Genomic DNA, 25,835 nt, shown 5'->3' with positions numbered 1-25,835 from the left:
ATGCCTCGTCGTACCAAGCTTCAGCGTTATCAGGATATCCTGAGTCTTCCAAATGTATCCAGTTTGCATCATTACCGTCACGGGGACCATGCCCCCGTACGGGGTAACTGGAAGGAAGTCTTCGGCAACAGCAACCCGATCACCCTCGAACTGGCATGCGGCAAGGGTGAATATGCCACAGGTCTGGCCGAACGCTTTCCTGACCGGAATTTCCTGGGGCTTGACATTAAGGGAGACCGTATCTGGAAAGGTGCCCGTCATGCACTGGAGCGGGAGCTAGGCAATGTCCATTTCCTTCGAACCCGCATAGACCACATTGCAAATTATTTTGCCCCGGGAGAGGTGGAAGAGATATGGATAACCTTTCCGGATCCTTTTCTGAAAAAAAACAGAAGGCGCAAGCGACTGACCCATCCGGAGTTTCTGAATCGCTATTACAGCTTTTTACAGCCTGACGGCACCATCCACCTGAAAACGGACAGTGACCGTCTCTTTGATTTTACACATGATGTTGTAAAAATTTTTAACTTGCCTGTAAGGAACGTGATTCCGGATATTTATGGTTCAGACAGAATACCGGAGACGCTTCGTATTCAGACCTACTATGAAAAAAAGCATGTTAACTCCGGTAAATCAATCAAATACATCGCCTTCGGGCTGAATGACTCTATCCGGGACTTCAACCGGCCGGAATTGGATCAACTCACCTAAACTACTCCTTTCAGATGTCACGATTTTCAGGTACCTGCCCTTCGCGGCCGACCAGCCGTCTTTTCACGCTGCTTGTTTTATGCACACTGCCTTTTGCATTGCCGGCAACGGCAGCATCATCCGGCGGCAATGAACTGTTCCGCTTCACACAGCAAAAACAGCTTCAGCAGCAGATGGAAATGGGTGATGCCGCCATCATATCACTTAACGATGATTTGACCAGCCGCACTTTCAAAAAGGGAGATGTGATCAGCGTTCCGGTGCAGCAAGGCACTGAGGAATCTTTTGAAATCACCGCCGTTTCGGAATTTATCGGTGGCATTCAGTCGGTGCGGGCGGTTCATGTGGATGACCCGTACAGCCAGATGACCTTTTCCTTCGGTAACGGACAAATGCTCGGTAAAGTCGACCGCTTCAGCAGCGGTGAGTCCTACCGGATACTCCCGGCATCGCAATCCATGCAAAAGTCCGCCCCGGGATCATATGGTGAACACATCTGGAAGTTCCGGAATCCCGACCAGGAGCAGATTCTCGAATGCGGTGTGGATGACAACTTTTCCGGACTGTCCGACCCGGCACACAGTCACCATCATGACGATCCCATGAGTCAAAGCCGTCTTTTCCCTGCATTTGATATCGCATCGGATGTCGGCGAGAACAACGTGCCGATTGACATCCTGCTGGTCTATACCGAAGATGCGGAAACCTGGGCCGCAGAAAACGAAGGCAGCATTGAGCTGGTCCTCTCTGAAATGATGAATCTTTCCCAGCAGACCATGGACAACAGCGGTGCGAATATTGAGCTGCGGGTCGCTCATCAGATGAAGACCACGTATGAGGAAGAGGGAAATGATACGAGTGAGGATCTGTACCGGCTGACGGCCTCATCCGGCTTTAATCCCTGGGGATCGGACTATGACGGTTACATGGATGCCGTGCATTCGGCCCGTGATCAGTACGGTGCCGATCTGGTATCGCTGATCGCTGACATTTCTGATGTGGGAGGCATCGCATTTCTGATGTCCAATCCGGCCGGTACTCCGCAGCTTGGCTTTTCGGTCAATGCCGTGCGGCAGATGACCAACACCTACACTTTTGCCCATGAAATCGGCCACAACCTGGGCAATCAGCACAGCCGGAATCAGGAGCGGGCGGCAGCAAATATTTTCGGAGGCCTGTTCAGCTACGCCACGGGATGGCGATTCACCGGAGATGACGGCCGGCGGTATACCACGGTCATGACATACGCCGAAGGAGATGAGCGGATCCCCTACTTTTCCAGTCCGGATGTCCGGTACCAGGGTACTCAGACCGGAAGCTACAGCGGAAGCAATGCCCCGGCCGACAATGTCCGCAACATGCTCTACACCCGCAATATTGCGGCCAATTACCGTCCAACTCAGGTCGACCCGCCAGAAGCCGATGTTGATGACGGGCTGATTGTCATTGACGGGGATTTTCAATATGTCCGTGAAATCTCTGTGCCGGTTTCCAATAACGGTACGGGCACACTGTACTGGACTGCCGACGTCTCTTATCCTGAAGCCCTGCAGCCGCCGGTCAAAATTGCCGGGTCTGGCGGAGGAACCCGGCCGGTCGCCGCAGGTGAGCCGGTCAAAGGGCCCGGGCGTCCTGTGATCAGCAGTTCCTATCCGGCTCTTACAACCGAAGGAAAGCAGTTGATACGGCATACGGACCGTCCGGAATATCAAAGCAAATCCGTTCCTTTTGTTTCATCCGGAGACGACCGGCTTTCAGGTGGTACTGCGTCCGGGAAAACACTTCCCGGGGTAGCCGATAACGGAAGCGGTCGTGTATCCAATACCATTCTCAGCACAAATTTCGGTTTTACCCGCTTGCTTGGAAACGAAACACAGCGCACCGTCTCCAACGAATGGGCCTCCTTCCCCCGGGAAACCAGTAATGAATTCACCATTACGCATGACAATCCGACTACGGGCGACATGAACCTGCGGCTCACTCCGGTCACTTCCCTTGACGAAGGCAGCCTTACGGGTGTTGAAGCGCCGTTCACCGGTTCTCTGGTATCCCAGGGATTTACCATATCCATGGACCTGCATTTGCCTGAGCTCGAATCCGACAACCAGTTTCATGTTATCATGGATGATGCCACCAATAACATGGTAACCACCTGGCTCCGGTTTGATGAGGGAAAAATCTGGATCCGTGACCGTATCACAGAGGAGGGCAATGACTTTTTTGATGTCGGCGCCACCTACGAACCCGATGAATATTTCAACCTTGAGATTGAAATCGATCCGCTGAACCGGCAAATAACTTATTTAATTGACGGCCTGCCCATTTTTGAAGGCGATCTCTACGGCGGAAGCACACCTGAAGCCATTCTGCTGGCCCATACCAATTATCACACCGATGAAGTTTTTGATATCGACAATTTTCATGTTGTCAGCCTTCCTTATGAAGACTTTCCAAGGTTTCAGATCCGGAAACCATCCGGCGGCATCGCTGCCGGTGACCAGCGGGATATCACTTTTGAAGTCATGGCAGACGGCGTTGCTGACGGAACCTATGAATTCGATCTGGTAATCCGTACCAATGACCGTGACAACTCCGAAATTATCGTGCCTGTCGAATACGAAGTTTCCGGAGCTCCCGTGTCGGCGGATCCGGGTGAAATGGTGGCTGAATTCAATCTCGGACAAAACTATCCCAATCCGTTCAACCCCTCAACGACCATATCGTACACCCTGCCCGAACGCTCCGATGTACGACTTGACGTGATTAATGTACAGGGCCGGCGGGTGGCCACCCTTGTTAACGACAATCAGGCTCCGGGCGAATATGAAGTTCAGTTCGATGCAACCGGTCTGGCGAGCGGAGTCTACCTCTATCGCCTTCAGGCGGGGAGCTTTACACGGACGGAGCGGATGGTGCTGGTGAAGTAGCGGAATAGCGGGCACCCTGCACGGAACCTCTTTCACGCAGGGTGTTCATCACATGCTGTTTTACTTCCGGATGCTTTTTCCGCCCCCACTGTGGCGCTATCAGCAGATCCGGGGGAGCGCTGCCTGACATCCTGGCTATGGCGATATCCGGATCCAGCCGCTCAATAACATCGCCGGCCAGCTCCACCCACTCCTCAAACGAAAACAGGTCAAAGGGTTCCTGACGGTACTGTCGCGCCAGCTCGGTCCCCCTGACCACTTGAAGGTGGTGGATTTTCAGATACTCCAGCGGCAGGCCGGATACAATGCGCGCGCTGTCAAGCCACTGCTTCCTGGTTTCATTCGGAAATCCGAGAATCAGATGCGCGCCGATGTGAATTCCCCGGCCGGTCAGCCGGTCACAGGCATCCCGGACAGCGGCAAAATCGTGCCCGCGATTGATAAGGCTCAGCGTCTCATCGTAAACCGATTCAATACCAATCTCAACAGCCACATAGGTCTCTTCGGCCAGTTTCTCCAGTAGTGCTGTGACCGGACCGGAAAGACAATCTGCCCTTGTCCCCAGGACCAGCCCGTTTACAGAAGGATGCTCAAGAGCTTCACGGTACTTTTTCTCCAGTAAGCCGACATCACCATGTGTATTGGAATATGCCTGAAAGTATGCAAGAAACCGTTCAGCGCCATAGCGTTTGCGCTGGGATTCCACCCCGTGGTCCAGTTGCTTTCTGATGGAATCCTTCCGGTTCAGGTACGAAGGAATGAAACTCCGGTTATTGCAGTAGGTGCACCCGCCCGTGGCCACGGTACCATCGATGTTCGGACAGGTAAAACCTCCGTCAACCGATACCTTGTAGGTAACTGCTCCGAAATGCGATTTCAGATAGTTGAAATAATCGTTATAGGGCTTTTGGTTCATCCTGCCGTTTTATCCGATGGTTGCACGCTGTTTCAGGACAGTCACGCCGGCACCGGTGACTGTAAAAATGACAAGATAAAAAACAGCGTGCGAAAACGTCACGTCAGATTACAAACGCAAACTAAATCCTGCATAGACGGAACGTCCGGGTGCGGGTTCGTAGTACCGTCCTGCATTGGCATTAATGCTCACCGAACTGTTGTAGCGGACGTCTGTGACATTGTTGATCTTGATGAAGGGCTGTATCGATAAATTCTCAGCCAGTGGCAAACCGTTGTGTGACAGTTTGGCATGTACCACCTCATAGCCCGGGTTTTTCTCTGTATTGGCATTGTCGACGTAGTACGAGTCAAGAAACTCTGCCGTGAGATCTATGCGGAAGTCACGGGGTGTAAGCGACAGCCCGGTCACGAGCCGGTGCTCCGGTATACCCGGAAGCCGGTTTCCGCTGACAAATGTAACCTGTTCGGTATCAACCGACTCCCTGAAAGTGAAATGGCTCCAGTTGTAGCTTCCCGACAGTGATATCCAGCCGGCAGGATGCCATCGCGCCGATATTTCGACGCCATCGTGCCGGGTTTTACCGGCATTTCGGTAGAAATCACGGTCGCCGCCCTCTTCGGTCCGGAAACTGACCAGCTGATCCCGCACATTCATCCGGAAAACGGCGACGTCATACCGCAGTTGCAGAGGCGACCATCCGCCGCGAAATCCGGCTTCCAGACTCCGGGACCGCTCGGGTTCGATATCCGGATTGAAACCGCCGGTCATATCCGGGCGATTCACAAGCTCTGTGGTGGTCGGGGTTTCGAATGACGTGCCGTAGTTGACGTAGGCAAGTCCGGGAGCGGATTTCCAGGACAATCCGACAGACGGGCTCACTGATGTGAAGGTCCGGTCACCGGATACATCTTCGCCACCGGTTTGAAGCCGGTCGTCGTTGTCGAAACGGATGGCATCAAAACGCATCCCGCCGGAGATGTTAAAGTGATCCCAGTTTGTACCGACCCGGCCGAACAAGGCTCCGTTAATCACGGTTTCCTGCTGGTCGATGACGATGTCACCCCGCTCGAACTGATCCATATCGACATAATCATAGTTTCTGCGGTCATCTGACTGTATGGCGGCATCCATCCCGACGCCCCATCGAAGAAACCGGAACTCGTTTGTAACGGACAGCCGGGTGCCTCCGGTCAGACGGTCGACCTCGATATCAGCAAACGGCAGCGGATTGTGCAGCGAACGGGCCAGTCCGTACACGGTTCCCTGCACCTGTCCGATCCGGCTCACCGACCGGAGTGTCATACCGAGCTGGCCTTGTCTCCAGATTTTTCCGGCTGATGCATTTTCAAAAAGTCCGGCTGCCTGCTGTCTGTCGTCATCCAGATCTTCACGGCTCAGCGACCCGGGATGACGAGTGTCCGGTGCATCCACAAAGGCCCCGCTGATTTGAAGGTCGCGGTCATCCTGCAGCTGCCAGTGCATATGACCGGTCATACGCAGCGCCGTGTGACTGCTGTGATCACGGTATCCGTCACGGTTCAGGTAGGATACATTGAGATTATAGCCTCTCGGGCCTTCCTGATGGGTTCCGCTCACCTGCGCGCTGTATGTATTGTGGGCGCCCCCGTAAGTACGGACATTCAGCCCGGTTTCATAGGTTGCCGGCCGGGTTGAAATTACCATGGTGCCGCCACTTGCATTGCCCCAGAAGGACGAACTGGGACCGCGGAGCACCTCCGCCTGGCGGATCATGGCCGGATCCAGCACATCCATGACCGTCTGCCCGTCGGGAACCGTAAGCGGTATATCATCCATCAGCACATAAATACCCCGGACACCGAAGGCGGTGCGCCATCCCATTCCGCGGATGGAAACCCGTTCACCAAGCGCGTAATTCTGGCGGTCATTGATCCATAATCCCGGGACATCCTGTACAACCTGATCCAGACTGAAACCCGGCTCGCTCAGCTGGCTTTCCAGCGTACGTGTCATCACACTCACAGAAAAAGGAGCGCTGGATTCGGTTTCGATGTCGCGGGAGGCCTGGATTTCGATTTCTGAAAGCTCATATTGCAGGGTATCCGGCTCCGGGAATGCATTCTGTGCTGATACATGAGCAGTCTGGATGGTGAAGGCGAGCATTAAAACAAGAGAAAGAACGTATCTGAATAGCATGGGCAGGTTGGTTATTTCTGAAGGTCACAAAATGATGGATGTCTGAATTCTGAATGATGCAGCTCAGAATGGCACAAATCAGATATACTGCTTCATACTCCATCAAACAGCTGATTGTCCCTGTCAGTTCAGTATAACTTTTAAAAAAATGTATCGTATATGATTATATGAACCGGCCGCCACCGTGATCAGGCATGAATATGACGAGGATGACACGTGGCCAGACCGGCACACAACTCAACACGGTCATGGCATTTCACTTCGTGACCTTCGGTTCAGGTGACATCACAAATAAAAACTTCAGACAGATGAATCAAAGATATTCCAGACCAAAAATGCTGCTTCTTGCCGCTACAGCGGGGTTGTTCTTTTTTGCCATATTCATGCCCGGCTTCTTTTCCTCACTTATTCCCGCACTTGCATCAAAGGCCGCCGGTGATAATGACAAACCGGTATGGCTGACCGAGACCATCAGTGTGGATACCCCTGCAGCACTTACGCTGGAAACCTCCGGGGGATTCATCGACATCGACTCCCATCAGCACGACGAAATAGTGGTCGATTTTATCGTTCGGAAAAACAGGGAATATCTCAGAGATACCGATGAGGCTCCGGTTGAAATCACCATCAATCAGGATGAATCGGTTGTTGAAGTTTTCTCCAAGGTCACATCAGACAGCAGATGGTTTCGGAGAAGCCCGTCTGTTTCCGTCTCATATCAGGTTCTGGTACCTTCCGATACCCGGATCCGCGCCAAAACCAGCGGCGGACCGGTCTCCGGACGCAACCTGTCAGCCGATGTCTCTTTTGTGACCAGCGGAGGCGGCATTGATGCTCAGAATATTTCGGGAACGCTTCTGGCCAGAACGAGCGGTGGTCCGATCAGCCTGGAGGGAATAACCGGCGACATGACGGCACGTACCAGCGGCGGGGGAATTACCGTTTCTGATGCCACGGGCAATCTCAAAGCGCGTACATCCGGAGGCCCGATCACACTGCGCAGCGTGTCAGGCACTATTGAAGCTGTAACCAGCGGCGGCCCCATCGATGCCGGCATCCCGGAGATTGGTGAGTTTTTGACGCTGGAAACGAGCGGCGGCCCCATATCGGTGAAACTGCCCGATCATCAGGGGCTTGACATACGTGCACGCGGATCATCCATACAAAATAACCTGGACGATCTGGACGGACTGATGGAACAGCGGAGTCTCTCGGGAACAGTTAAGGGAGGCGGTGTTCCGGTGGATATCAAAACGACAGGCGGGGGCGTCCGGCTGGATTACTACTGATTGCGACGCTGGTATATTTCAGCGCCGTTTCGCTGCTAGAGGCCCAGCTCTCCCTGGGAGGGAACTCTTCTGAAATGTTCTGCAGAAAGCGGCTCTCCGGCATCATCCAGGCCGTAGCGCCGGGCAGCGATTCTGAACGACTGACTGATCTGATCAGCATAGGCCCCCTGACCGCTCATTCTGTATCCATACCGGTTGTCATACAGCAGACCACCCCTGAGTGACTTCAGTCTGTTCAGGATTTTTGATTTTTTGTCCGGATAGTGCTGCTCCAGCCACGACTCGAAAAGAGGCACTACCGCTCCCGGCAGTCTCAGCAGCACATAATTGCCGCTGGCAGCGCCGGCATCCGCTGCAGCCTTGATCATTGCAGGAAGTTCTTCATCGGTCAGGCCGGGAATAACAGGAGCAAAAAGCACACCTGTGGGTATTCCGGCTTTTGAAAGTTCATATATGGTCTTGAGCCTGCCGGCCGGGCGGGTTGTGCGCGGTTCCATCAGCATGGTCAGATCGGGATCGAGTGTTGTCAGGCTGATCATCACCCTGACCCCGTGAATCCGGGCCATTTCCTGGAGGATGTCCATGTCCCTGGTGACCAGATGATTTTTTGTGACAATGGTAAAAGGGTTCCGGAATTCGGCAAGGACCTGCAGGCACTGCCGGGTTATACCCAGTTTGCGCTCTGCAGGCTGATAGGGATCGGTCACCCCGCTCACAGAGACGGTCTGTGGTTTCCAGGACGGATGCTGAAGCTGCTTCCGCAACAGCGCCGCGGCATTTTTCTTGACCATGATCCTTGTTTCGAAATCCAGTCCGGGCGACATATCCAGATATTCATGAAACGGACGTGCATAACAATAAACGCAGCCATGCTCACAGCCGCGATAGGGGTTTACGCTGGCTTCAAAAGGCACATCCGGACTGTCGTTGACGGCGATTACCTTTTTGGCATCGTCATGATAGAATCGGGTTTTGGGGGATATGCCCTGCTCTGAATATTCCGGGTCCGGCTCCACTTCCATTCTGGCAAAGCGGTTGGCCGGATTGGATGCGGTGCCACGGCCCCGGATGGCACGGTGTTCTGATCCTGTGGCATTTTTGTTCGTCATGAACACAATCTAACACATATTGCACATATATCAAAGCGTGCTTTCCATTGCCGGTTTTAATCCGCGCATGCGGCAACTGTGTCCCGGATGGTTGTCAGCGTCTCTGCAAGCAGCGCTTCATCAATGATCAACGGTGGTGCAAGGCGGATAAGGGTGTTGGAGTGGAGGGTCCAGCCAAGAAGAATGCCGTGTCGCTCCATGCAGGTCTGCACCGTTTTTCGTGTTAATCCGGAATCGGTGAGCTGCAGACCAAGCATTGCTCCCTTTCCTCTGACGGCATCAATACCCGGTCCCTGCAGAATCCCTTTGGCAGCCTCTTCAATACGGTGCGCCCGCTCCATCCAGCCGTCCCTGACAAGAACGCGCAAAGCTGCATCAGCAGCGGCACAGCTGACCGGATGTCCCCCGAAGGTGGTAACGTGGTTGAGAGGCGGGTCATACATAAAGGCTTCAAACAACCGGGATGAGGCTGCCAGGCCGCCAAGCGGCATCCCCCCTCCCATGGCCTTGGCCATCGTCAGAATGTCCGGCACAACTCCGTAATGCTCAAAAGCAAAAAGTTTGCCGGTCCGGCCGAATCCGGATTGTATCTCATCGAATATAAGCAGAGTGCCGGTTTCGGAGCATCGTTTTCGCAGTGCCTGCAGCCAGTCCGGATCCGACGGGATGATTCCGCCCTCGCCCTGAATCGGCTCCAGGATAACAGCGGCAACATCCTCTGTAACAGACTCCAGAACAGAATGTAAATTGAAATCAAAAAAGTGCACGTCCGGAAGCAGAGGTTCGTAGGGCTTGCGGTAAACATCTCTGCCGGTAACGCTCAGCGAGCCCTGGGTATCACCGTGATATCCGTCGCGGAATGCCAGAAAACGGTGACGTCCGGTGGCTTTCTTTGCCAGTTTGAGAGCGGCTTCATTTGCTTCGGTACCGGAATTTACAAAATAGACACGGTCAAGAGATCCGGGCAGCAGTGAAGTCAGCCGGGCGGCGAGCGCCGACTGGGTATCCTGCACAAACTCGCCGTACACCATCACATGCATGTGTCTGGCAGCCTGCTCCTGAACGGCCCGTACCACTTCCGGGTGCCCGTGTCCCAGCGAACTCACGGCAATCCCGGAAATAAAGTCAATTATCTCACGTCCGTCACGCGTATGCAGATACACCCCTTCGGCGCGTTCTATCTCCAGTCCCAGTGGCGCATCACTGGTTTGGGCGATATGCCTCTGGAATGCATTTTTTTGCGGTGAATGTGCGTCCGGGGAATGATCAGCCATAGTGATGCAGCTCCTCCTGCATTGGAATTTCCGCGAAAGGGTTCAGCTGTTGATCGTGGTCCGGCCCTGTCTACCGGGCATTGCGGACCCGCTCAAGGATTTCCTGCTGAAGGGTCAGTGTCTTGTCCTTATTGTACCACTTCTGCAGTTCTTCGGCGATCACATCATACGACTCGCCTTTGGCTTTGAGTTCTTCAAACAACTTCTGCGCCGGTTCCGGTCTGGGCCCCCATGTCCACAGTTCTTCAAGCGTATCTTCTTTGAGTGCAATTACTTTGGGAACAGACCGGCTTCCGTTTGTCAGATAGGCGTCCATGACGTCAAGGTTTTCATCCCGCAGCAGTAATCTCATGCTCACTTTCGGGACCGATACAGCCATCTTGGCCATCGGAGGGATACTGTGGGGGACGTCACCGCACCAGGCTTCTGCAAGCCCCAGCCAGATTTGATTTTCCCTGATCGCCATAAGTTCTTCGAGCAGCTCGGGGATGATCTCAGTGCGTTTGTCCATCCTGTCCATACGCCGGGCGTTCAGCCTGGTATACTGAACCAGCTGCTTCGACTGATTTTCGCCGGTGGTTTTACGCTCAATAAGCAGACTGTTTATAAGGTCACGAAATGCCGCATAGGACATCGACCGGTCAATGTGTTCCCGGGTTATCACTTTTGCCATATTGGAATAATTGTTTTTTGTACTGTAAAGTGGGAGGAAAAACTACTGCAAATATTCAAGAATGACCACCTGAATAACCACATCTTAACCAAAAAAGATCGCACCAGCCAGAAATATCACAAAAAGCAGTGACGACAGATACTTCATCTTCATAACCCTTGGATATTCAGACGGGTCACCTTTCAGTTTCCGGATGTGCAAGGCAAGCACAAATCCCGCTGCCAGTGCAATGACAGCAAACATCAGAGCCAGTGACGGTATGAAGTAATAGAATCCGGCAGTGATCATACCCGCTCCGGGAAAAAACGTCATCAAAAAAAATGGCAGTACCGATCCCGGACCATTGACTACTACGTAGGTCCGGTCGCCCCTTTTTTTATCTTCCCGAAGCTGATATATCTGGGATATCGGATACAGGCTGAGGATCATCAGGGCAGCGCCCGCAGCCGGCAAAATGATATATACCGACAATGGACCCCCGGCTGCCAGGTATCCGAATATCACGGAATTGGTCCCCGTGCTGACACCGATAGCCAGCATGCTCAGCCAGGGATGCCCCTTCCACCGGGTGGACGGATGGCTGTACAGCCAGAACAGAAGCATGCTCAACGCATAGAAGACCACGTATATCAATCCAATGGGGATGGAAAGAATCAGGCCCGAAAACTGCAGGGCCACAGAGGCAGGACGGGTCCAGTCAGCCAGTGCCGGCGGGTTCCGGAGCCCGCCTATGGGCCCTTCATCCCTGTCCCAAAAGGAGTTATAAGCCGTAGCGCCGCCGAACAGCAGCAAGTGAATGACAAGGAAGTGAAACCAGAAATCCGCCGGCTCCTGCATGCCGGAAACCAGGCCGCCAAGAAGGTAGCCCCCGGAGAGGATGCCGACCTGATAGTGCCAGCGCAAATGCATGCCGAAGGAGGCACACTGGCGAAGCAGTGATGATGTGTCATTTTTGCCAGCGTGTACCGGATGCCCGTTTTGAGCTGTCATTGTCATACGTCCGGCAGCGAAATTTTTCCGAGATGCAGTCTGGTATCCTCACCGCAAACCAGTTCATTTGCAAGTGCCGCAAAGAAAAGTGCTTCCTTGGCATCCGGACTGACGCCCAGATCTTCGCTGTTGCGGACGGGCACGGGATCCAGCGCCCGGGCAAGCATGGCCATAAGCGTATCATTGTAGGCACCGCCGCCGCTGACACACACTTCGGCTTTTTCATTATCCGGAATGGCCTTCCTGATTTCACCGGCAACAGTGTCTGCTGTGAGACGTGTAAGTGTTGCCAGAAGATCTTCGGCTTTGAGCTCCAGACCAAGATCTTCGATACACTCTTCAACCCAGTTCAGATTGAACACTTCGAAACCGGTTGTTTTCGGTGCCGGGCGTTCAAAGTACGGATGTGCTTTCAGCAGGGACAAGAGTTCATCGTGTACAGTTCCTCTGGCTGCAAGTCCGCCGCCCACATCATAACTCATACCGGAAAAATGCTTTCTTGTGGCGGCGTCGATCAGTGTATTTCCCGGACCCGTATCATAACTGACAGGCGGGAACGCACCTTTCCCTGCAGGAAGCCAGGTAAAATTGGAAATTCCGCCGATATTCAGCAGCACACGATGTTTTTCCGGATGACTGAAGAGCAGATAGTCCCCGTACGCAGCAAGCGGTGCGCCTTCATTGCCCCGGGCGGTGTCCCGCTGTCTGAAATCACTGATGGTCGTAATTCCGGTCAGTACGGCGATGTGATCACCGTCAACGATCTGCCATGTGGCATTGGGCATGTCCTCCATCCCGTGTTTGTGCCTCGGTGCATGATATACAGTCTGTCCATGACTGGCAATAAGATCGATGTCGGCCGGACCCAATCCCCGTTTTTTCATCATGCTATTGATATAACCGGCGTGGATATGCGCCAGTTTTGTATGCCAGATGCATATCAGCTCCGGGTTGACCGACTCTGCAACGGCAAATGAGATAAGCTGTTCCCTGACATCTTCGGGATATTCGACCGATTCAAAATGTTCCAGTTCAAATGTGGTTTCAGCTCCCGAGCCCCGAAACCGGCAAAGTGCAATATCCAGTCCGTCCATCGAAGTACCCGACATCAGACCTATGATTCTGCGCTCTTTGCTTTCGGCCATCTCCCGGAGTTTGTTCAGCATCGGATTCATAATACGTTACTCCTCTAACCTGTTAAAATAATTTCGCAATCTGAAATAATTTCGCAATCAATGGGTCTGTTATGGAAAAATGAAGACCCGATTGATTTGCATTCCTGCTGCCCCTATCATAACTCAAAAATAATGACCTTACAAATCAAAACGAATGAGTGACGAATTTAACCCGAATGCGCCGGAAGAATTTGAGGATGATATCAATAACCTGATCTCAGAACTGAACAGCCAGTTTGGAGAAGGAAGATCGCGATGGTACTACGACGAACCCTCGGAAACGCTGTTTATCGAGCTTGAGAGTATCGCCCGTCTCGACGATGAGGAAATCGGGAAAAAAGCGGAACCGGTTTTTGACAACAGCGAACTGGATTTTGAAGAAATCGTGTTGTTGCCTATGACCGATTAACATTTACCACATCATCTATGCGAATCATCCAATTTCTGCTGGTTTTCCTTGGCGCGGCCGTCCTGGTTGTCGGATCAATTTTCTGGATTAACCGGGATACGTTTATATCGGTATTTCAAAACCGTGCTGCTATTCTTGAAGGAAGCGAGTGGGTGGAGAAGACCTATTCCCTTGGCGGACTTATTGAGTTCATGGCGGAACAGCCGGATCACGCGGCGCTGTTTTCCGGGCCGGTTGACATGAACGAATCCCATGACAGCCCGGAAAACTCCGGAACACCGGTTGAAATCCGGCACGGTTCGCACCGCATTGTGCCGGGCGGGACACTCAACAACATTTTTCTTCTTGTTGCCTACGCTGAACAAAAGCAGAACGGTGAAATTGATCCCGGTTCACCTGTTGACTCCGAAAAACTGCAGCCGTTTTATATACCCGGAATTGACAGACGCCATCAGCGCAAATTTACCAGCTGGGCGGATGAGCATGAGTCCGGGCCGTCACTGCAGCAGCTTGTATCTTATCTGGTCACTTCAAATGACCCCGCAGTGGCTGACTATCTTTTTTTCCGGCTTGGAGAGGAGTACATTTTTGAGCTGGCCTCGGAATATGGCGGTGAACTCATCGAGCCTCCTGTGCCCCAGTTCGGCCTGCGGATGACGGCACTAAATCAGACAGAGACGCGTACTCTTTCCGGGATATTGTCGGAACTGCATGATAAAGACCGGGAGGATCTGCTGAATGAGGCCGTTGCAGTGGCAAGAGATCAGTGGAACGATCCGAAACCGGTAGAAGAAAAATCCGTTGACGCGTTTCAGGATCAGCGGGACCTGCATGGTCTCTATCCACGCCTTCAGCCGGACCGTTTTGCCGGTTTGTTGTCAAAAATCTGGACCGGCGGTTTTATCAGCGAAGATATCAGCCGCAGCCTCCGGAAGATGCTGTTCACTCCAGTCGAGGACCGGCTTATGAAGCCACACGTTACCGAATTCGCAGCACAGTTTGATGAACGTATGGGCTACATGAACGGATGGAGTATTGCCAGACCGGCAGATGATGAACAGCCGCTACGCGTACAGGTCATCATGATAACCGATATTCCGGCCGGATTGTGGTTTCACATGAACAGCAATTTCATGATCCGGGATTTTCATAACAGGATGCTGTATGACAGCAGCATGCAAAACCGTGCTTTCCGGATGCTTGAAGATAACGGATCAGAATCACATACGTTATATTTACAGTGAAGTGAGATATTTCCTAACTTACCATTGAATATTGATTTACCAACTCCTGCTGATTACTGCATCCAATAACACTCAACCAGACAAAAATCCATATGTATTCAAACCTGCCTCAAAAAATCGACAGGGATATTGCAGCTCAGCTGAAATCACTGGGAATCGGTGAGCGGAGAACTCAGAAACATCAGTTTCCCTGCATTACCATATCGAGAGAATTCGGCTGTGAAGGTGTTCCCGTTGCCCAAAGTCTGGTAGAAAAACTGAGTACGGAAGATTACCCCTGGATACTTTTCCACCGCAAACTGATCCAGGAAATCAGCCAGAAAGATGCGCTGCAGAGCGACCTGGCAGACATTATCAGCGATGAAAAACGCAACAAACTGCATCAGTACATTGAGCAGATTTTGTCGCACAAGCCCATCAACGTTCAGCAATACAAAAAACTGGGACAAACCATCAGAGTGCTGAGCACCAGAGGCCGGTCGGTAATTCTGGGTGCCGGTGCGGCAATACTCGCATCCGACATCCCCCACGCGTTGCACATCCGGCTCCGGGCGCCCATGGACTTCAGGGTAAAGCGTGTATCAGAGCTGCTTGATATTACCGATTCGGAAGCGCGTGAAAAAATCCGGGAAAACGATACGGAGCGGCAGGAGTTCATCTACGAGTTTACCCGAAAAGACCTCCGTGACCCCCACCACTATCACCTTATTATTGACAACAGCAAGTTTGATGCATCCATGATCACGGAATTGATATACCATGCTTTGGTGTTGCGTAATATGTTGCCCGAAGTGAAGTGACACTTCAACGGGCATACTTTCGTCACATCACGCAACATCTTTCTTATTCTTATTCATGCATAAACTGACGTACCTCTGGTATCTTCTCTGGCTTCTGCCACTCTATCTCTTCGGCATGGCTGTCCACATGGGAGCCGTCTACTACGGACTCGACAAAACCTGGGAGGAGGGCGAAAGCTATCTGGCAGATATCGTCCATTTCGAGATCAAACAAATAGCCGCACAAACCAACGGAAGCATTACCGTGCGTTTTGAGACGGATGACGGTGAGGAAATCACCCGGAAGCTTTCCCAGCCTATTCAGAACGCCGCCCAGCTGCAGGCCTCTGAAATGATGCCGATACGCTTTATGGAAAACAGTTATCAGCCGGTTGTCCTGGTTCCCATCTATGATTTCCACAAGCAGATGGTCCTGGTCAATCTTGCGGTTCTGCTTGTTGCCATCATCATCACTTTCTTTATTGCACTCACCGCCCATCGGTTTGCATCCCGGAAAATTGGCGGAAAAGACCCGGAACAGAAATTTGAAATTATTGATTCATGACTTCAGACAAGCATACCGGTACTGATTCTGATGCAGGCACATTGTACCTGATACCGGCACCTCTGGGAAAGGATCCGGTAAACAGGGTGCTTCCCGAGCATGTCATCTCTGTGGTACACTCTCTGGATGCATTCTTTGTCGAGCGAATCCGGCAGGCCAATTCTTATTTACGATGGCTGAAGCATCCTGTTCCCGATTATAAATGCCGGTTTTACGAACTGAACAAGCATACTCCCGGCGAGGATCTGCTTGAGATGTTGTCCGTATTGAAAAATGGAGTAAATGCCGGAATCATAAGCGAAGCGGGGTGTCCGGCAGTAGCGGACCCCGGAAGCGAACTGGTCCGGCTGGCCCATGAATCGGGCATACGTGTCGTGCCGCTAACGGGTCCGTCGTCTGTTCTGCTGGCCCTTATGGCATCCGGACTCAACGGGCAGTCTTTCACGTTTCACGGGTATCTTCCGAAGCCTGGCAGAGAGCGGACCGAAAAGATACGCCACCTGCAGACCGAATCAGCCCGGAAAAACATTACGCAGATTTTCATGGAAACCCCCTTCCGGAACAATCAGTTGCTGGAAGAGCTGAGAACCGAACTTGATCCGGATACGCTGCTGTCTGCGGGAGTTAACCTGACGCTGCCGGAAGAGCAGATCATCACACGGAGAATAAGCGACTGGAAATCAGAAACCATTGACATTGATAACAAGCCGGCGATTTTCCTCATTCTTGCAGAAAAAAAAGGCACAAGCCGGCCTGCTTTTTCCGGTGCTCAAAAACAAAAAAAACCCGCTCACAAGCGCAAGCGGGTTAAAAAATAATAGAAAATTTGCCTGTTCAGGCCTGACCTGCCACTATTCGCATCAATCAGGCAGTTTTACTAGTTGTTAGTGCCTCTTCCAGTACTGCAACCATTTCTTTGTCTCCGTTGGCCTTGGCGTGATCCATGGCGGTCCAGCGCCTGTCATCGGAATACGTAACAACAGCGCCGTGCTCTATCAGCAGTTCTGCGATTTCTTTGTGTCCCCGGCTGGCAGCCCAATAGACAGGGGTTGTTCCGCGGTTATCCCTGTAATTCACATCGGCTCCGTTTTCCAGTAAAAATTTGACAATCTCGATATGACCATGCTTTGAAGCCTTCAGCAGCATGGTTCGTTTGTTTGCATCCATGGTGTTCACATTTGCACCATCGTCAACTTGCCCGCGAATGGTTGACAGGTCACCGCTCTCGGCGGCATCGAGAAGCTCTTTTTCATTCATAAGCACCCTCACACATTAGTGTTTAAAGTTCAGTGGTATTTTTATTGTAACAGATTTAATCACCGTTTGCAACCGGAAGTTGAGACAAAAGATGATTGACTGCTCTCCATTTCAAAACGGTGTGCAAAACTGAAAATTTCCCTGCTCCGGATTTGGTTTTTCTGCAGGTTTTTATTGCATATAAGTCTCATTATAATTATTCTGATGCCAAAGAAATGGCGGAAAACCGGGTTTTCTATTGACATCTGCTTCGCCCGCACACTGCCATACTTTTTTATGATATCATTTACATTAATTGCAGCAACAACGGAATATCCCGTCCGACCCCAATGACCTCCCCGGAGCATCTACTTCACAGGCGCCCTGTCGACATTAATAAAATATCCCTGACCGAATGGGACGATTTTCTGCGGCATATCGGCATTACGGCCGGCTCGCGTAGCGTCATATACAAATCTGTCTACTTTGAAGGGATCAGAGATATCCGTGACATACCCGGTCTCAGCGGCGATGAGTACCACACTCTTGAAGAATCCCTGATCATTCCCTCTTCCGGATCTCAGGGGCTGCTTAAAAGCCGGGACGGTTCCATGCGGCTTACACTCAAACTTCATGACGGCCATCTTGCCGAGACAGTTATCATTCCCGAATGGAATAACGGAACGCTGGATAAAGTATCTGCCAGCATCTCTTCACAGATCGGATGCTTTTTCGGATGTTCCTTTTGTGCTACCGGAAAGATGGGTTTTCACCGCAATCTTTCGACCCTGGAATTGCTGGATCAGATCAGGGAGTCTGAAAAGATTATCCGGGATGAGTTCGGGTGCGGCATGACTCATTTATATTTCATGGGAATGGGTGAGCCGATGCATAATTACCGCTCCCTTTCCGAGGCACTCTCCATTACAAACGACAACGCCGCACCGGGTCCCCCCGCCGGCCGGATCACCGTGTCGACAGTCGGATTATTCCGGCAGATTCGCATGCTTGCCGACGATCACCCCGAAGTCAGACTGGCCGTTTCCATTCACTCTGCAGATCAGGAGACCCGTTACCAGATCATGCCGGTGAGCGCACGTCTCGGCCTGGCGGAAATCCGCGAAGCGCTGTCCTACTACAACAGAAAAACCGGCCAGACTGTCACCATTCAGTACCTGCTCATGAAAGACGTAAATGACCGGCAGCAGGATGCTGAAAACCTGGCCTCCTATCTCCGCAATATCCGCGCCGGCATAACACTGATTATGTATAACGATGTATCCGAATCCGGTATGACCCGTACGGAGCGGGAAAGATGGAATACTTTCCGCAATGTGTTGACCGGGGCAGGTTTTGATACCGACACCCGCTGGTGCTATGGAGAAGACATTGAAGCGGGTTGTGGCCAGCTGAAAGTATTCAGTGAGAATGACCGTGTATCCATGTCCATGAGACACGGTTCCGGATTACGGTCCGGCAAACCGGAGCAGCACCCGTCCGGAAAACCGGAATAAACTAACCTCAAAAGCGTTAAAAAAGTGACATAATTTTACGTTTTTACTTGTTTTTTGCTCTGCAATTGTTTAATAGAATATAAAGGCATAATTAATTCAGGGATGCACGTGAATGCATTGACATTATTAGAACATTTCTCTCCCCTGCAATTCATCCTGCATCCGTGCAATACCTGCCTTTCCGACAGACCAAAACAGCTCTTTTCCATTTTATTCATCGCGCTTTTTAGAAGTCCGGAAGTCGAATCCGGGCTTTATCGCATTACCCATAACCGCCAAACCGTCGCTGCGACGTAAGAACATGAGTATTACAGAAAAACAAAAAAAAGAAGTTACGATCCGGTTTTCAGGAGATTCCGGTGACGGAATCCAATTAACAGGATCACAGTTCAGCAACACAACGGCATTGTCCGGCAATGACCTGAGCACTTTTCCCGATTACCCCGCTGAAATACGGGCTCCGGCCGGTACGGTGCATGGCGTTTCCGGATTTCAGATCCATTTCGGAAGCAAGCCGATTCACACCCCCGGTGATATGTGTGATGTTCTGGTTGTGATGAATGCCGCTGCATTGAAAGCCAACCTGAAATTCCTCAAACCCGGCGGAATCATCATTGCAAATACCGATGGTTTCGGTAAAAAGGATCTCTCACTGGCAAAATATGCCCCCGAAGAAACACCCATTCAGGATGCCAAAGAAGCCGGTTACTCGGTGATTGAAATTGACGTCACAAAGATGACCCGAGAAAGCTTGAAAGATACCGGCCTGACCACCAAGGAAATTGACCGGAGCAAGAACATGTTTGTCCTTGGTGTGGTCTACTGGCTTTACAGCCGTCCCACAGATTCAACAATTGAGTTTCTAAAGAAGAAGTTTGCAAACAAGCCGAAGATTGCCGAAGCCAATATCAAAGCCCTTAATGACGGTTTTACCTATGGCATCGCCACTGAAATTTTCAGCGAACGCTATACTGTAGAAGCCGCACCAATTAAGCCCGGCACGTACCGGAATATCACCGGCAACGACTCCATCGTGCTGGGCCTGGCTGCAGTGGCAAAAAAATCCAATCTGCCACTGTTTCTCGGCTCCTACCCGATTACACCGGCATCTGAAATTCTGCACGGCCTGTCACGACTGAAGAATTACAATGTGAGTACGTTTCAGGCCGAGGATGAAATTGCCGCAATTACATCTGCCATCGGCGCTTCCTTCGGCGGACATCTTGGAGTTACTACCAGCTCGGGTCCCGGCGTGGCGCTGAAAAGTGAAGCCATCGGACTGGCGACCATGCTTGAGCTTCCGCTTGTGATCGTCAATGTGCAGCGGGCCGGCCCCTCAACCGGACTGCCGACTAAAACCGAACAGGCTGATCTGCTGCAGGCCTTTTACGGAAGAGCAGGCGAATGTCCTGTTGCAATAATTTCCGCATCTTCCCCGGCCGACTGTTTTGATGTCACCTATGAAGCGTGCCGTCTCGCCGTTGAGCACATGATTCCGGTTATGATGCTGACCGACGGATATATCGCCAACGGGGCCGAACCGTGGAAACTGCCGGACACATCCAAACTCAAGCCCGTCAATGTAAAACAGGAAAAGCCGGCTGATGGCGGCAACGGTCAGGAAAGCGCGCCGTTCCTTCCTTACAAAAGGGACGAAAACCTGGTGCGCCCATGGGCTGTAGCCGGCACGAAGGGACTTGCCCACCGGATCGGAGGTCTGGAAAAAGAACATGAAACCGGAAATATCTCCTACGATCCCGACAATCATCACATGATGACCGAGTTCCGGGAGAAAAAACGAGATAACATCGCAAAATTCATCCCGGATCAGGAAATCGATGAAGGCACCGACAGCGGCAAACTGCTCGTCGTGGGATGGGGTTCGACATACGGATCCATCAAATCGGCCGTAACGGAAGCACTTGAGGACGGGCACGATGTTTCCTACATCCATCTGAGGTATCTGAGTCCGTTTCCAAAGAACCTGAAAGATATCCTCGGACGTTTTGACCGGATTCTGGTGCCGGAAATCAACCGCGGACAGCTTTCCAAAATACTGAGGGATCAGTTCCTCTTGCCTGTTGAAGGTTACAACCGTGTACGCGGTGTTCCTTTCACGGTTGCCGAACTGAAGACAAAAATTGTGGAAATGTGTACCGGGTAACCGGGAATCTCTGAAGCCGCCCCGGATCTGCCATATTTGCAGCTTTATCCCCCGGGCAGCTTCACCAATCACACTAATTTACTGACCTACTGAACTATCTGAACATTATGAGCAGTCAAAAAACAGTCAACGGAACCAAAGGAAACGGCACTGAACTGAAAGGCAAAGATTTCGCATCCGACCAGGATGTGCGGTGGTGCCCCGGTTGCGGAGATTACACCATCCTGAAACAGGTTCAGAACCTCATGCCGAAGCTGGACGTGGAACCTGAGAATATCGTTTTTATCGCAGGAATCGGATGCTCCTCCCGGTTCCCCTACTACATGAACACCTACGGCATTCACGGCATCCACGGGCGCGCGCCGGCCATTGCAACCGGCCTCAAGGCTGCCCGTCCCGAGCTGAGTGTCTGGGTTGCAACCGGCGATGGTGACGGCTTGTCCATAGGCGGCAATCACATTATTCATCTCCTGCGGCGTAATCTGGATATCAATGTGCTGCTTTTCAACAATGAAATTTACGGCCTCACAAAAGGGCAGTACTCCCCGACTTCGCGCCAGGGTCACGTGACCAAATCGACTCCGATGGGATCCCTCGATGCCCCGTTCAATCCGCTGGCACTGGGCCTGGGAGCCAACGGCACGTTTCTTGCGAGAACCCTGGACCGGGACCCCAAACATTTGCAGGCCATGCTGGAGCGAAGCCATGAGCACCATGGCACCTCCCTGCTGGAGATCTATCAGAACTGCATTGTATTCAATGACGGCGCTTTCAGTCCATACACCGACAAAGCCGTACGCGACAATACAACACTGTACCTTGAGCAGGATCAGCCTCTTGTATTCGGGAAAAATGATGCCTATGGTATCCGTCTTGACGGACTGCACCCCGAAATAGTCGAACTTGGCAACGGTCAGTATTCCAAAGATGATCTCTGGATTCACGATGAGAAGGATTACAACAAGGCATGGCTGCTGACAACCCTGTTTGATGACAACACCAAAGAAGGCGGACTCCCCAGACCGTTTGGTGTATTTCTTGCGGCAGACCGGCCGACCTATGAAGATCTTCTGAGCGAACAGACCAAAGAGGTTTACGACAGGAAAGGCGAAGGTGACCTGGATGAGCTGCTTGGCGGCGAAGAGACCTGGGTTGTGAAGTAGTTCAAAAGAGGTACTTCTGCCGTTTTCGTTTTATGCCGCTATTGGTGCTGCTATTGAGCCGCTTTTGTATTGTGCTGTTTTGGTGCCGCTTTTGCAGCAGACAGTATTGTCTGAATACAGGTGGTACTACGTATATACGGGCAACTGACTTCCGGGCGGTGTATGGTTATAAACTCCTTAGTAAAAGTAATGTGGCTTGACAAGCTATGACAAGATTATTGCCTCTATCCGGACTGTTCCTGATGTTACTGACTTTTTTCTCAGCAGATTGCCTCTCAGCTGCCAGCCACGGACCGCACCACAGACAAACCGGGATTCACCCGGCGGAGGAGACCGGCACGATTTCAATATCCGGTTCTGATCGTGACTCCACTGACAAAGATTTTGTGGTGGGTCTGGCACTCAGCGGCGGCGGAGCTGCCGGACTGGCCCATGTAGGTGTGATCAAGGTACTCGAAGAGGCCGGCATTCACATTGATGTCGTAACGGGTACCAGCATGGGGGCCATCGTGGGAGGGCTGTACGCCATAGGTTACAGCACCTCGCAGTTGGAAGAGGAGGTGTACAGAACCGACTGGCGCGGCCTGTTCGAGGAACGGATAGAGCGCAAGCACCTTCCCATGGAAGAAAAGCCCTATGACGGAATTTTCAATTTGACATTCCCGTTTGAAGGCCGGAAGATCAATCTGCCAACCGGGCTGGTTTCCGGCAATCACATATTCAACCGGCTGGCCCGTCTGACCTGGAACTATCATGACGTTGTTGACTTTACATCATTTCCACGTCCGTTTCTGTGCATTGCCGCTGACATAGAAACAGGCGAGCAGGTCATACTGGACAGCGGATACCTGCCCAATGCCATCCGTGCAAGCATGTCGATCCCGTCCATTTTTGACCCTGTCTGGATCGACGACCGCTACCTGGTTGACGGAGGCATTGTAAACAATCTGCCGGTCAAAGAAGCCTTTGATCTTGGTGCTGATCTGGTAATTGCTGTTAATTCGAGCTCCGACCTCAGACTTGCCCATGATCTGCGAAACTTGTCTGATATTCTGACCCAGACCATTTCTGTCGGCATTCGGTCATACATGCTGGAGCAGGAAAAGCTGGCTGATTTCGTCATTCGCCCTGATCTGCAAAAATTCTCTACTCTTGGTTTCGGTGATGTCAAAGACATTGTCATGGAAGGCGAAAATGCCGCCCGGGCAAGAATGGATGAACTTAAAGCTCTTGCCGATACGATTGAACACCAGCGGCAGGAAAGGCACCTTTCCGATTCCGTAGTCAAAGAGATTCCGCCGTACGAAATGACATCCACACTGAACATCCGGAACATCTCTTTTGAGGGTCTGGAAACCGTTCCCGAAGAGCACATCCTCTCCAAGCTTCAGATTGAAAGCAATACTACTGTTCACGAAGAAACACTCAGCGATGGGCTGATGCGGCTGCACGGCATGCAGCGCTTTAAAAGTGTCAACTATCGTCTGGAATGGTCCGGCGACCGCGATTATGCTGACCTGGTGTTGATGTTGGAAGAGCAAACTTCAAATGCCTTCCAGGTCGGAATCTTCCACAACAACACGCTGGGTCCCTCTCTGCTGTTTACCACCACCTTCAGGAATCTGCTGCATCCCGCCTCAACGGCCCGCGTCACATCACGAATCGGACACGAAGCCAAACTGGGCGGAGAATATTTCAACTACATTGGCCTGGAACCGCGCCTGGCCTTTCAGGCAGCGGGCGGATTCCGCGAACGTGAAATTGATGTTTATGATGACGACCGAAGGCTGGCGAATTTGCGCACAGATATTTTCTATGCTGAAGGTCTGATCGGACCGCTTTACGGCTCTGTGTTCCGGGCCGGCTTCGGATATCGTCTTGAACATTTCAATCTCACTGAAAGTGTAGGAGTCGTTGATGTACCTGAAAGATGGAACACCTTGCATCTGCTTTCCGGAGAGATTGAATTTGACAACCTTGACCGATCAGTACTACCGAGAAGCGGTCAGAATTTCAGAGTCCGGGGAGACTACTCGGCCGAATTCCTTCCCGGAGATCATTTCGGCCGGATATCCGGGAAGTGGACCGGACACTACAGGGTCATATCCCCGCTGGCTCTGATCCATACCATCCGCGGCGGCTATACCTTCGGCGACAATATCCCGCTGCACTACCGGTTTTATGCCGGCGGATACCAGGATTTTCCCGGATTCAAAAAAGATTCGGTTACCGGAAACAACATTCTTTCCGCAGGAATCGCCGGCCGCTATCATCTTTACTCCAATTTTTATGCCACCATCGGTGTTCATGCCGGAAACACATATGATAATCTCAATTTTGACGTGTTCGACAAATCATTATTATGGGGCTGGACTACCGCGCTGAGCTGGGATACTGTTCTCGGCCCTGTTGAGGTGGCTCTTTCAGGCAGCAGGCAGAACACCGTATTGCTGGAGTTTCAGATCGGCCTGAATTTCCGGGATATCCCCTGAAATCATGGTTTGAAAATGACAATAAAATCAGTAACCGGCTGTCATTTTTTCTGCTGCAATATGCACAAGCATCTTGTCGGATATCCATGGATTGGCTACATTGCATTAGCACATTATACATCAAGGACATCCGCCTATGAAAAATCCACGTATTCTGGTCCCCACCGACTTTTCCGACCTGAGCAAACTTGCTTTTTCCAATGCATCGGCGATAGCCGGACTGTTTGACGGTAAAGTCACCCCTTTTCATGCCTACATGCAGGTCAACGAACTTGACGGATTTTACTATATGGGCGAGACCAGTCCGGAAGCGGACCTACGAACACTTGAAAAAACACTGTACAAAAAACTTGAGCAGGTCGCATCCGAACTTGTTGAGGAGCCTTACAGAGATGAACCGGTTGTAAAAATCGGAAATGCGGCACGTGCCATTACCGAGACCGGAAAAGATTTTGATCTCATCGTAATGAGCAGTCATGGAAGAACCGGATTCTCCAGGCTGATTCTGGGATCGGTTTGTGAAAAAGTACTCAGAACCTCGCACACCCCTGTTCTCGTGCTGGAAAAGGAAAGCCGGCTAATGCCGCTGGAGCGTATCCTTCTGACGACAGACTTCTCCGACAATTCCATATACGCATTTGAGCCGGCAGCCGAGTTTGCAGAAGCAACAGGAGCCCGCATCGATTTGGTGCATATTGTCAGTTATGAACAGTTTGATACTCTGGCACAGGCGCAGCATGACAGCAAGGAGCGCAAAGACAGGCTCGCCCGGTTATCGGAAAAATATCTTGGGGATCTTGAGCAGCAGGTTCGCACGGAAGTTATCTTTTCCGAGAAATCGGTTCACGAAGAAATATCGCGCCTGACGAAATCCCGGCCTTACAATCTTGTGGTCATGTCTACCATCGGCCGGACAGGCCTCGACTATATGATGCTGGGAAGTACCGCTTCGAGCGTACTTCGCCATGTAAAAACCGCCGTTCTCAGTTTCAATCCGATACCGAATCAATAATACCCGGCGTCAACT

Annotated in this window: 21 protein-coding genes; 13 read left to right on the top strand and 8 right to left on the bottom strand. The window is 51.7% G+C overall.

What is annotated here, in order from left to right:
• Positions 1–711 carry a tRNA (guanosine(46)-N7)-methyltransferase TrmB gene (gene trmB, locus NATSA_RS13345; protein WP_210513105.1) on the top strand — a complete coding sequence of 237 codons (711 nt, stop codon included), beginning with the start codon at positions 1–3 and terminating at the stop codon, positions 709–711.
• Positions 712–725: 14 nt separating this feature from the next.
• Positions 726–3,638 carry a zinc-dependent metalloprotease gene (locus tag NATSA_RS13340; RefSeq protein WP_210513104.1) on the top strand — a complete coding sequence of 971 codons (2,913 nt, stop codon included), beginning with the start codon at positions 726–728 and terminating at the stop codon, positions 3,636–3,638.
• On the opposite strand, the gene mnmL is transcribed toward NATSA_RS13340, so the two are convergent.
• Both mnmL and NATSA_RS13330 read right to left on the bottom strand, forming a co-directional pair.
• Positions 3,604–4,554 carry a tRNA modification radical SAM protein MnmL/YtqA gene (gene mnmL / locus NATSA_RS13335; protein ID WP_210513103.1) on the bottom strand — a complete coding sequence of 317 codons (951 nt, stop codon included), beginning with the start codon at positions 4,552–4,554 and terminating at the stop codon, positions 3,604–3,606. The two genes, NATSA_RS13340 and mnmL, sit on opposite strands and share 35 nt — an antisense overlap.
• Before the next feature lie 108 nt (positions 4,555–4,662).
• The gene (locus tag NATSA_RS13330) at positions 4,663–6,732 is read right to left on the bottom strand and encodes a TonB-dependent receptor family protein (protein ID WP_210513102.1); all 2,070 of its coding nucleotides are present in this window, start codon (positions 6,730–6,732) and stop codon (positions 4,663–4,665) included.
• Positions 6,733–6,932: 200 nt separating this feature from the next.
• Here NATSA_RS13330 and NATSA_RS13325 point away from each other — a divergent pair, with 200 nt between their 5' ends.
• Positions 6,933–8,021 carry a DUF4097 family beta strand repeat-containing protein gene (locus NATSA_RS13325; protein WP_210513101.1) on the top strand — a complete coding sequence of 363 codons (1,089 nt, stop codon included), beginning with the start codon at positions 6,933–6,935 and terminating at the stop codon, positions 8,019–8,021.
• 35 nt (positions 8,022–8,056) lie between these two features.
• Here the strand turns inward: NATSA_RS13325 and NATSA_RS13320 are convergent, their stop codons facing one another.
• From NATSA_RS13320 to NATSA_RS13300, 5 genes are all read right to left on the bottom strand, one after another.
• Positions 8,057–9,130, bottom strand: coding sequence for a PA0069 family radical SAM protein (locus NATSA_RS13320; RefSeq protein WP_210513100.1), 1,074 nt, complete (start codon positions 9,128–9,130; stop codon positions 8,057–8,059).
• 56 nt (positions 9,131–9,186) lie between these two features.
• Positions 9,187–10,404, bottom strand: a complete 1,218-nt coding sequence (locus NATSA_RS13315) for an aspartate aminotransferase family protein (protein ID WP_210513099.1) — start codon at positions 10,402–10,404, stop codon at positions 9,187–9,189.
• Between the two features lie 70 nt (positions 10,405–10,474).
• The gene (locus NATSA_RS13310; protein ID WP_210513098.1) at positions 10,475–11,077 is read right to left on the bottom strand and encodes a thioredoxin family protein; all 603 of its coding nucleotides are present in this window, start codon (positions 11,075–11,077) and stop codon (positions 10,475–10,477) included.
• A gap of 84 nt (positions 11,078–11,161) precedes the next feature.
• Positions 11,162–12,067: a UbiA family prenyltransferase gene (locus NATSA_RS13305; RefSeq protein ID WP_210513097.1), complete on the bottom strand. Its 906-nt coding sequence runs from the start codon at positions 12,065–12,067 to the stop codon at positions 11,162–11,164.
• A gap of 2 nt (positions 12,068–12,069) precedes the next feature.
• Entirely contained in the window at positions 12,070–13,242 is a 1,173-nt protein-coding gene (locus NATSA_RS13300; RefSeq protein WP_210513096.1) for an anhydro-N-acetylmuramic acid kinase, read from the bottom strand.
• Between the two features lie 154 nt (positions 13,243–13,396).
• Between NATSA_RS13300 and NATSA_RS13295 the strand changes: the two genes are divergently transcribed.
• From NATSA_RS13295 to NATSA_RS13275, 5 genes are all read left to right on the top strand, one after another.
• Positions 13,397–13,651, top strand: coding sequence for a hypothetical protein (locus NATSA_RS13295; RefSeq protein ID WP_210513095.1), 255 nt, complete (start codon positions 13,397–13,399; stop codon positions 13,649–13,651).
• Between the two features lie 17 nt (positions 13,652–13,668).
• The gene (locus NATSA_RS13290) at positions 13,669–14,895 is read left to right on the top strand and encodes a hypothetical protein (protein ID WP_210513094.1); all 1,227 of its coding nucleotides are present in this window, start codon (positions 13,669–13,671) and stop codon (positions 14,893–14,895) included.
• A gap of 92 nt (positions 14,896–14,987) precedes the next feature.
• Positions 14,988–15,695, top strand: a complete 708-nt coding sequence (locus tag NATSA_RS13285; RefSeq protein ID WP_210513093.1) for a cytidylate kinase-like family protein — start codon at positions 14,988–14,990, stop codon at positions 15,693–15,695.
• A 55-nt stretch (positions 15,696–15,750) separates the two neighbouring features.
• Positions 15,751–16,239 (top strand): hypothetical protein, encoded by a 489-nt coding sequence (locus NATSA_RS13280; protein ID WP_210513092.1) that lies wholly within the window; start codon positions 15,751–15,753, stop codon positions 16,237–16,239.
• A complete protein-coding gene (locus NATSA_RS13275) occupies positions 16,236–17,057 on the top strand; it encodes an SAM-dependent methyltransferase (RefSeq protein WP_210513091.1) in 822 nt (273 codons plus the stop codon). Before NATSA_RS13280 ends, NATSA_RS13275 begins: the two co-directional genes overlap by 4 nt.
• 46 nt (positions 17,058–17,103) lie before the next feature.
• On the opposite strand, the gene NATSA_RS13270 is transcribed toward NATSA_RS13275, so the two are convergent.
• Positions 17,104–17,496, bottom strand: coding sequence for an ankyrin repeat domain-containing protein (locus NATSA_RS13270; RefSeq protein WP_210513090.1), 393 nt, complete (start codon positions 17,494–17,496; stop codon positions 17,104–17,106).
• A gap of 329 nt (positions 17,497–17,825) precedes the next feature.
• Between NATSA_RS13270 and NATSA_RS13265 the strand changes: the two genes are divergently transcribed.
• From NATSA_RS13265 to NATSA_RS13245, 5 genes are all read left to right on the top strand, one after another.
• A complete protein-coding gene (locus NATSA_RS13265) occupies positions 17,826–18,989 on the top strand; it encodes a 23S rRNA (adenine(2503)-C(2))-methyltransferase RlmN (protein WP_210513089.1) in 1,164 nt (387 codons plus the stop codon).
• A gap of 301 nt (positions 18,990–19,290) precedes the next feature.
• Positions 19,291–21,153 carry a 2-oxoacid:acceptor oxidoreductase subunit alpha gene (locus NATSA_RS13260; RefSeq protein ID WP_210513088.1) on the top strand — a complete coding sequence of 621 codons (1,863 nt, stop codon included), beginning with the start codon at positions 19,291–19,293 and terminating at the stop codon, positions 21,151–21,153.
• A gap of 107 nt (positions 21,154–21,260) precedes the next feature.
• Positions 21,261–22,316 (top strand): 2-oxoacid:ferredoxin oxidoreductase subunit beta, encoded by a 1,056-nt coding sequence (locus NATSA_RS13255; protein ID WP_210513087.1) that lies wholly within the window; start codon positions 21,261–21,263, stop codon positions 22,314–22,316.
• A 242-nt stretch (positions 22,317–22,558) separates the two neighbouring features.
• On the top strand, positions 22,559–24,808 hold the full coding sequence (locus tag NATSA_RS13250; RefSeq protein WP_210513086.1) for a patatin-like phospholipase family protein: 2,250 nt from the start codon (positions 22,559–22,561) through the stop codon (positions 24,806–24,808).
• A 136-nt stretch (positions 24,809–24,944) separates the two neighbouring features.
• Positions 24,945–25,820, top strand: a complete 876-nt coding sequence (locus NATSA_RS13245) for a universal stress protein (protein WP_210513085.1) — start codon at positions 24,945–24,947, stop codon at positions 25,818–25,820.
• The last annotated feature ends 15 nt before the right edge of the window (positions 25,821–25,835 follow it).

Source organism: Natronogracilivirga saccharolytica, assembly GCF_017921895.1.
Classification (GTDB): Bacteria; Bacteroidota; Rhodothermia; order Balneolales; family Natronogracilivirgulaceae; genus Natronogracilivirga; species Natronogracilivirga saccharolytica.
Note: the sequence above shows the minus strand (reverse complement) of the source record. Positions and strands in the feature narration are given on the sequence as shown.

What these genes read in the sequence shown, in the direction of transcription:
- NATSA_RS13300 (WP_210513096.1), bottom strand. Translation starts at nt 13,242, where the DNA reads ATGAATCCGATGCTGAACAAACTCCGGGAGATGGCCGAAAGCAAAGAG.
- NATSA_RS13275 (WP_210513091.1), top strand. Translation starts at nt 16,236, where the DNA reads ATGACTTCAGACAAGCATACCGGTACTGATTCTGATGCAGGCACATTG.
- NATSA_RS13340 (WP_210513104.1), top strand. Translation starts at nt 726, where the DNA reads ATGTCACGATTTTCAGGTACCTGCCCTTCGCGGCCGACCAGCCGTCTT.
- NATSA_RS13280 (WP_210513092.1), top strand. Translation starts at nt 15,751, where the DNA reads ATGCATAAACTGACGTACCTCTGGTATCTTCTCTGGCTTCTGCCACTC.
- NATSA_RS13270 (WP_210513090.1), bottom strand. Translation starts at nt 17,496, where the DNA reads ATGAATGAAAAAGAGCTTCTCGATGCCGCCGAGAGCGGTGACCTGTCA.
- NATSA_RS13330 (WP_210513102.1), bottom strand. Translation starts at nt 6,732, where the DNA reads ATGCTATTCAGATACGTTCTTTCTCTTGTTTTAATGCTCGCCTTCACC.
- NATSA_RS13325 (WP_210513101.1), top strand. Translation starts at nt 6,933, where the DNA reads ATGACGAGGATGACACGTGGCCAGACCGGCACACAACTCAACACGGTC.
- NATSA_RS13265 (WP_210513089.1), top strand. Translation starts at nt 17,826, where the DNA reads ATGACCTCCCCGGAGCATCTACTTCACAGGCGCCCTGTCGACATTAAT.
- NATSA_RS13295 (WP_210513095.1), top strand. Translation starts at nt 13,397, where the DNA reads ATGAGTGACGAATTTAACCCGAATGCGCCGGAAGAATTTGAGGATGAT.
- NATSA_RS13290 (WP_210513094.1), top strand. Translation starts at nt 13,669, where the DNA reads ATGCGAATCATCCAATTTCTGCTGGTTTTCCTTGGCGCGGCCGTCCTG.
- mnmL (WP_210513103.1), bottom strand. Translation starts at nt 4,554, where the DNA reads ATGAACCAAAAGCCCTATAACGATTATTTCAACTATCTGAAATCGCAT.
- NATSA_RS13310 (WP_210513098.1), bottom strand. Translation starts at nt 11,077, where the DNA reads ATGGCAAAAGTGATAACCCGGGAACACATTGACCGGTCGATGTCCTAT.
- NATSA_RS13255 (WP_210513087.1), top strand. Translation starts at nt 21,261, where the DNA reads ATGAGCAGTCAAAAAACAGTCAACGGAACCAAAGGAAACGGCACTGAA.
- NATSA_RS13260 (WP_210513088.1), top strand. Translation starts at nt 19,291, where the DNA reads ATGAGTATTACAGAAAAACAAAAAAAAGAAGTTACGATCCGGTTTTCA.
- NATSA_RS13315 (WP_210513099.1), bottom strand. Translation starts at nt 10,404, where the DNA reads ATGGCTGATCATTCCCCGGACGCACATTCACCGCAAAAAAATGCATTC.
- NATSA_RS13250 (WP_210513086.1), top strand. Translation starts at nt 22,559, where the DNA reads ATGTTACTGACTTTTTTCTCAGCAGATTGCCTCTCAGCTGCCAGCCAC.
- NATSA_RS13320 (WP_210513100.1), bottom strand. Translation starts at nt 9,130, where the DNA reads ATGACGAACAAAAATGCCACAGGATCAGAACACCGTGCCATCCGGGGC.
- NATSA_RS13245 (WP_210513085.1), top strand. Translation starts at nt 24,945, where the DNA reads ATGAAAAATCCACGTATTCTGGTCCCCACCGACTTTTCCGACCTGAGC.
- NATSA_RS13305 (WP_210513097.1), bottom strand. Translation starts at nt 12,067, where the DNA reads ATGACAGCTCAAAACGGGCATCCGGTACACGCTGGCAAAAATGACACA.
- NATSA_RS13285 (WP_210513093.1), top strand. Translation starts at nt 14,988, where the DNA reads ATGTATTCAAACCTGCCTCAAAAAATCGACAGGGATATTGCAGCTCAG.
- trmB (WP_210513105.1), top strand. Translation starts at nt 1, where the DNA reads ATGCCTCGTCGTACCAAGCTTCAGCGTTATCAGGATATCCTGAGTCTT.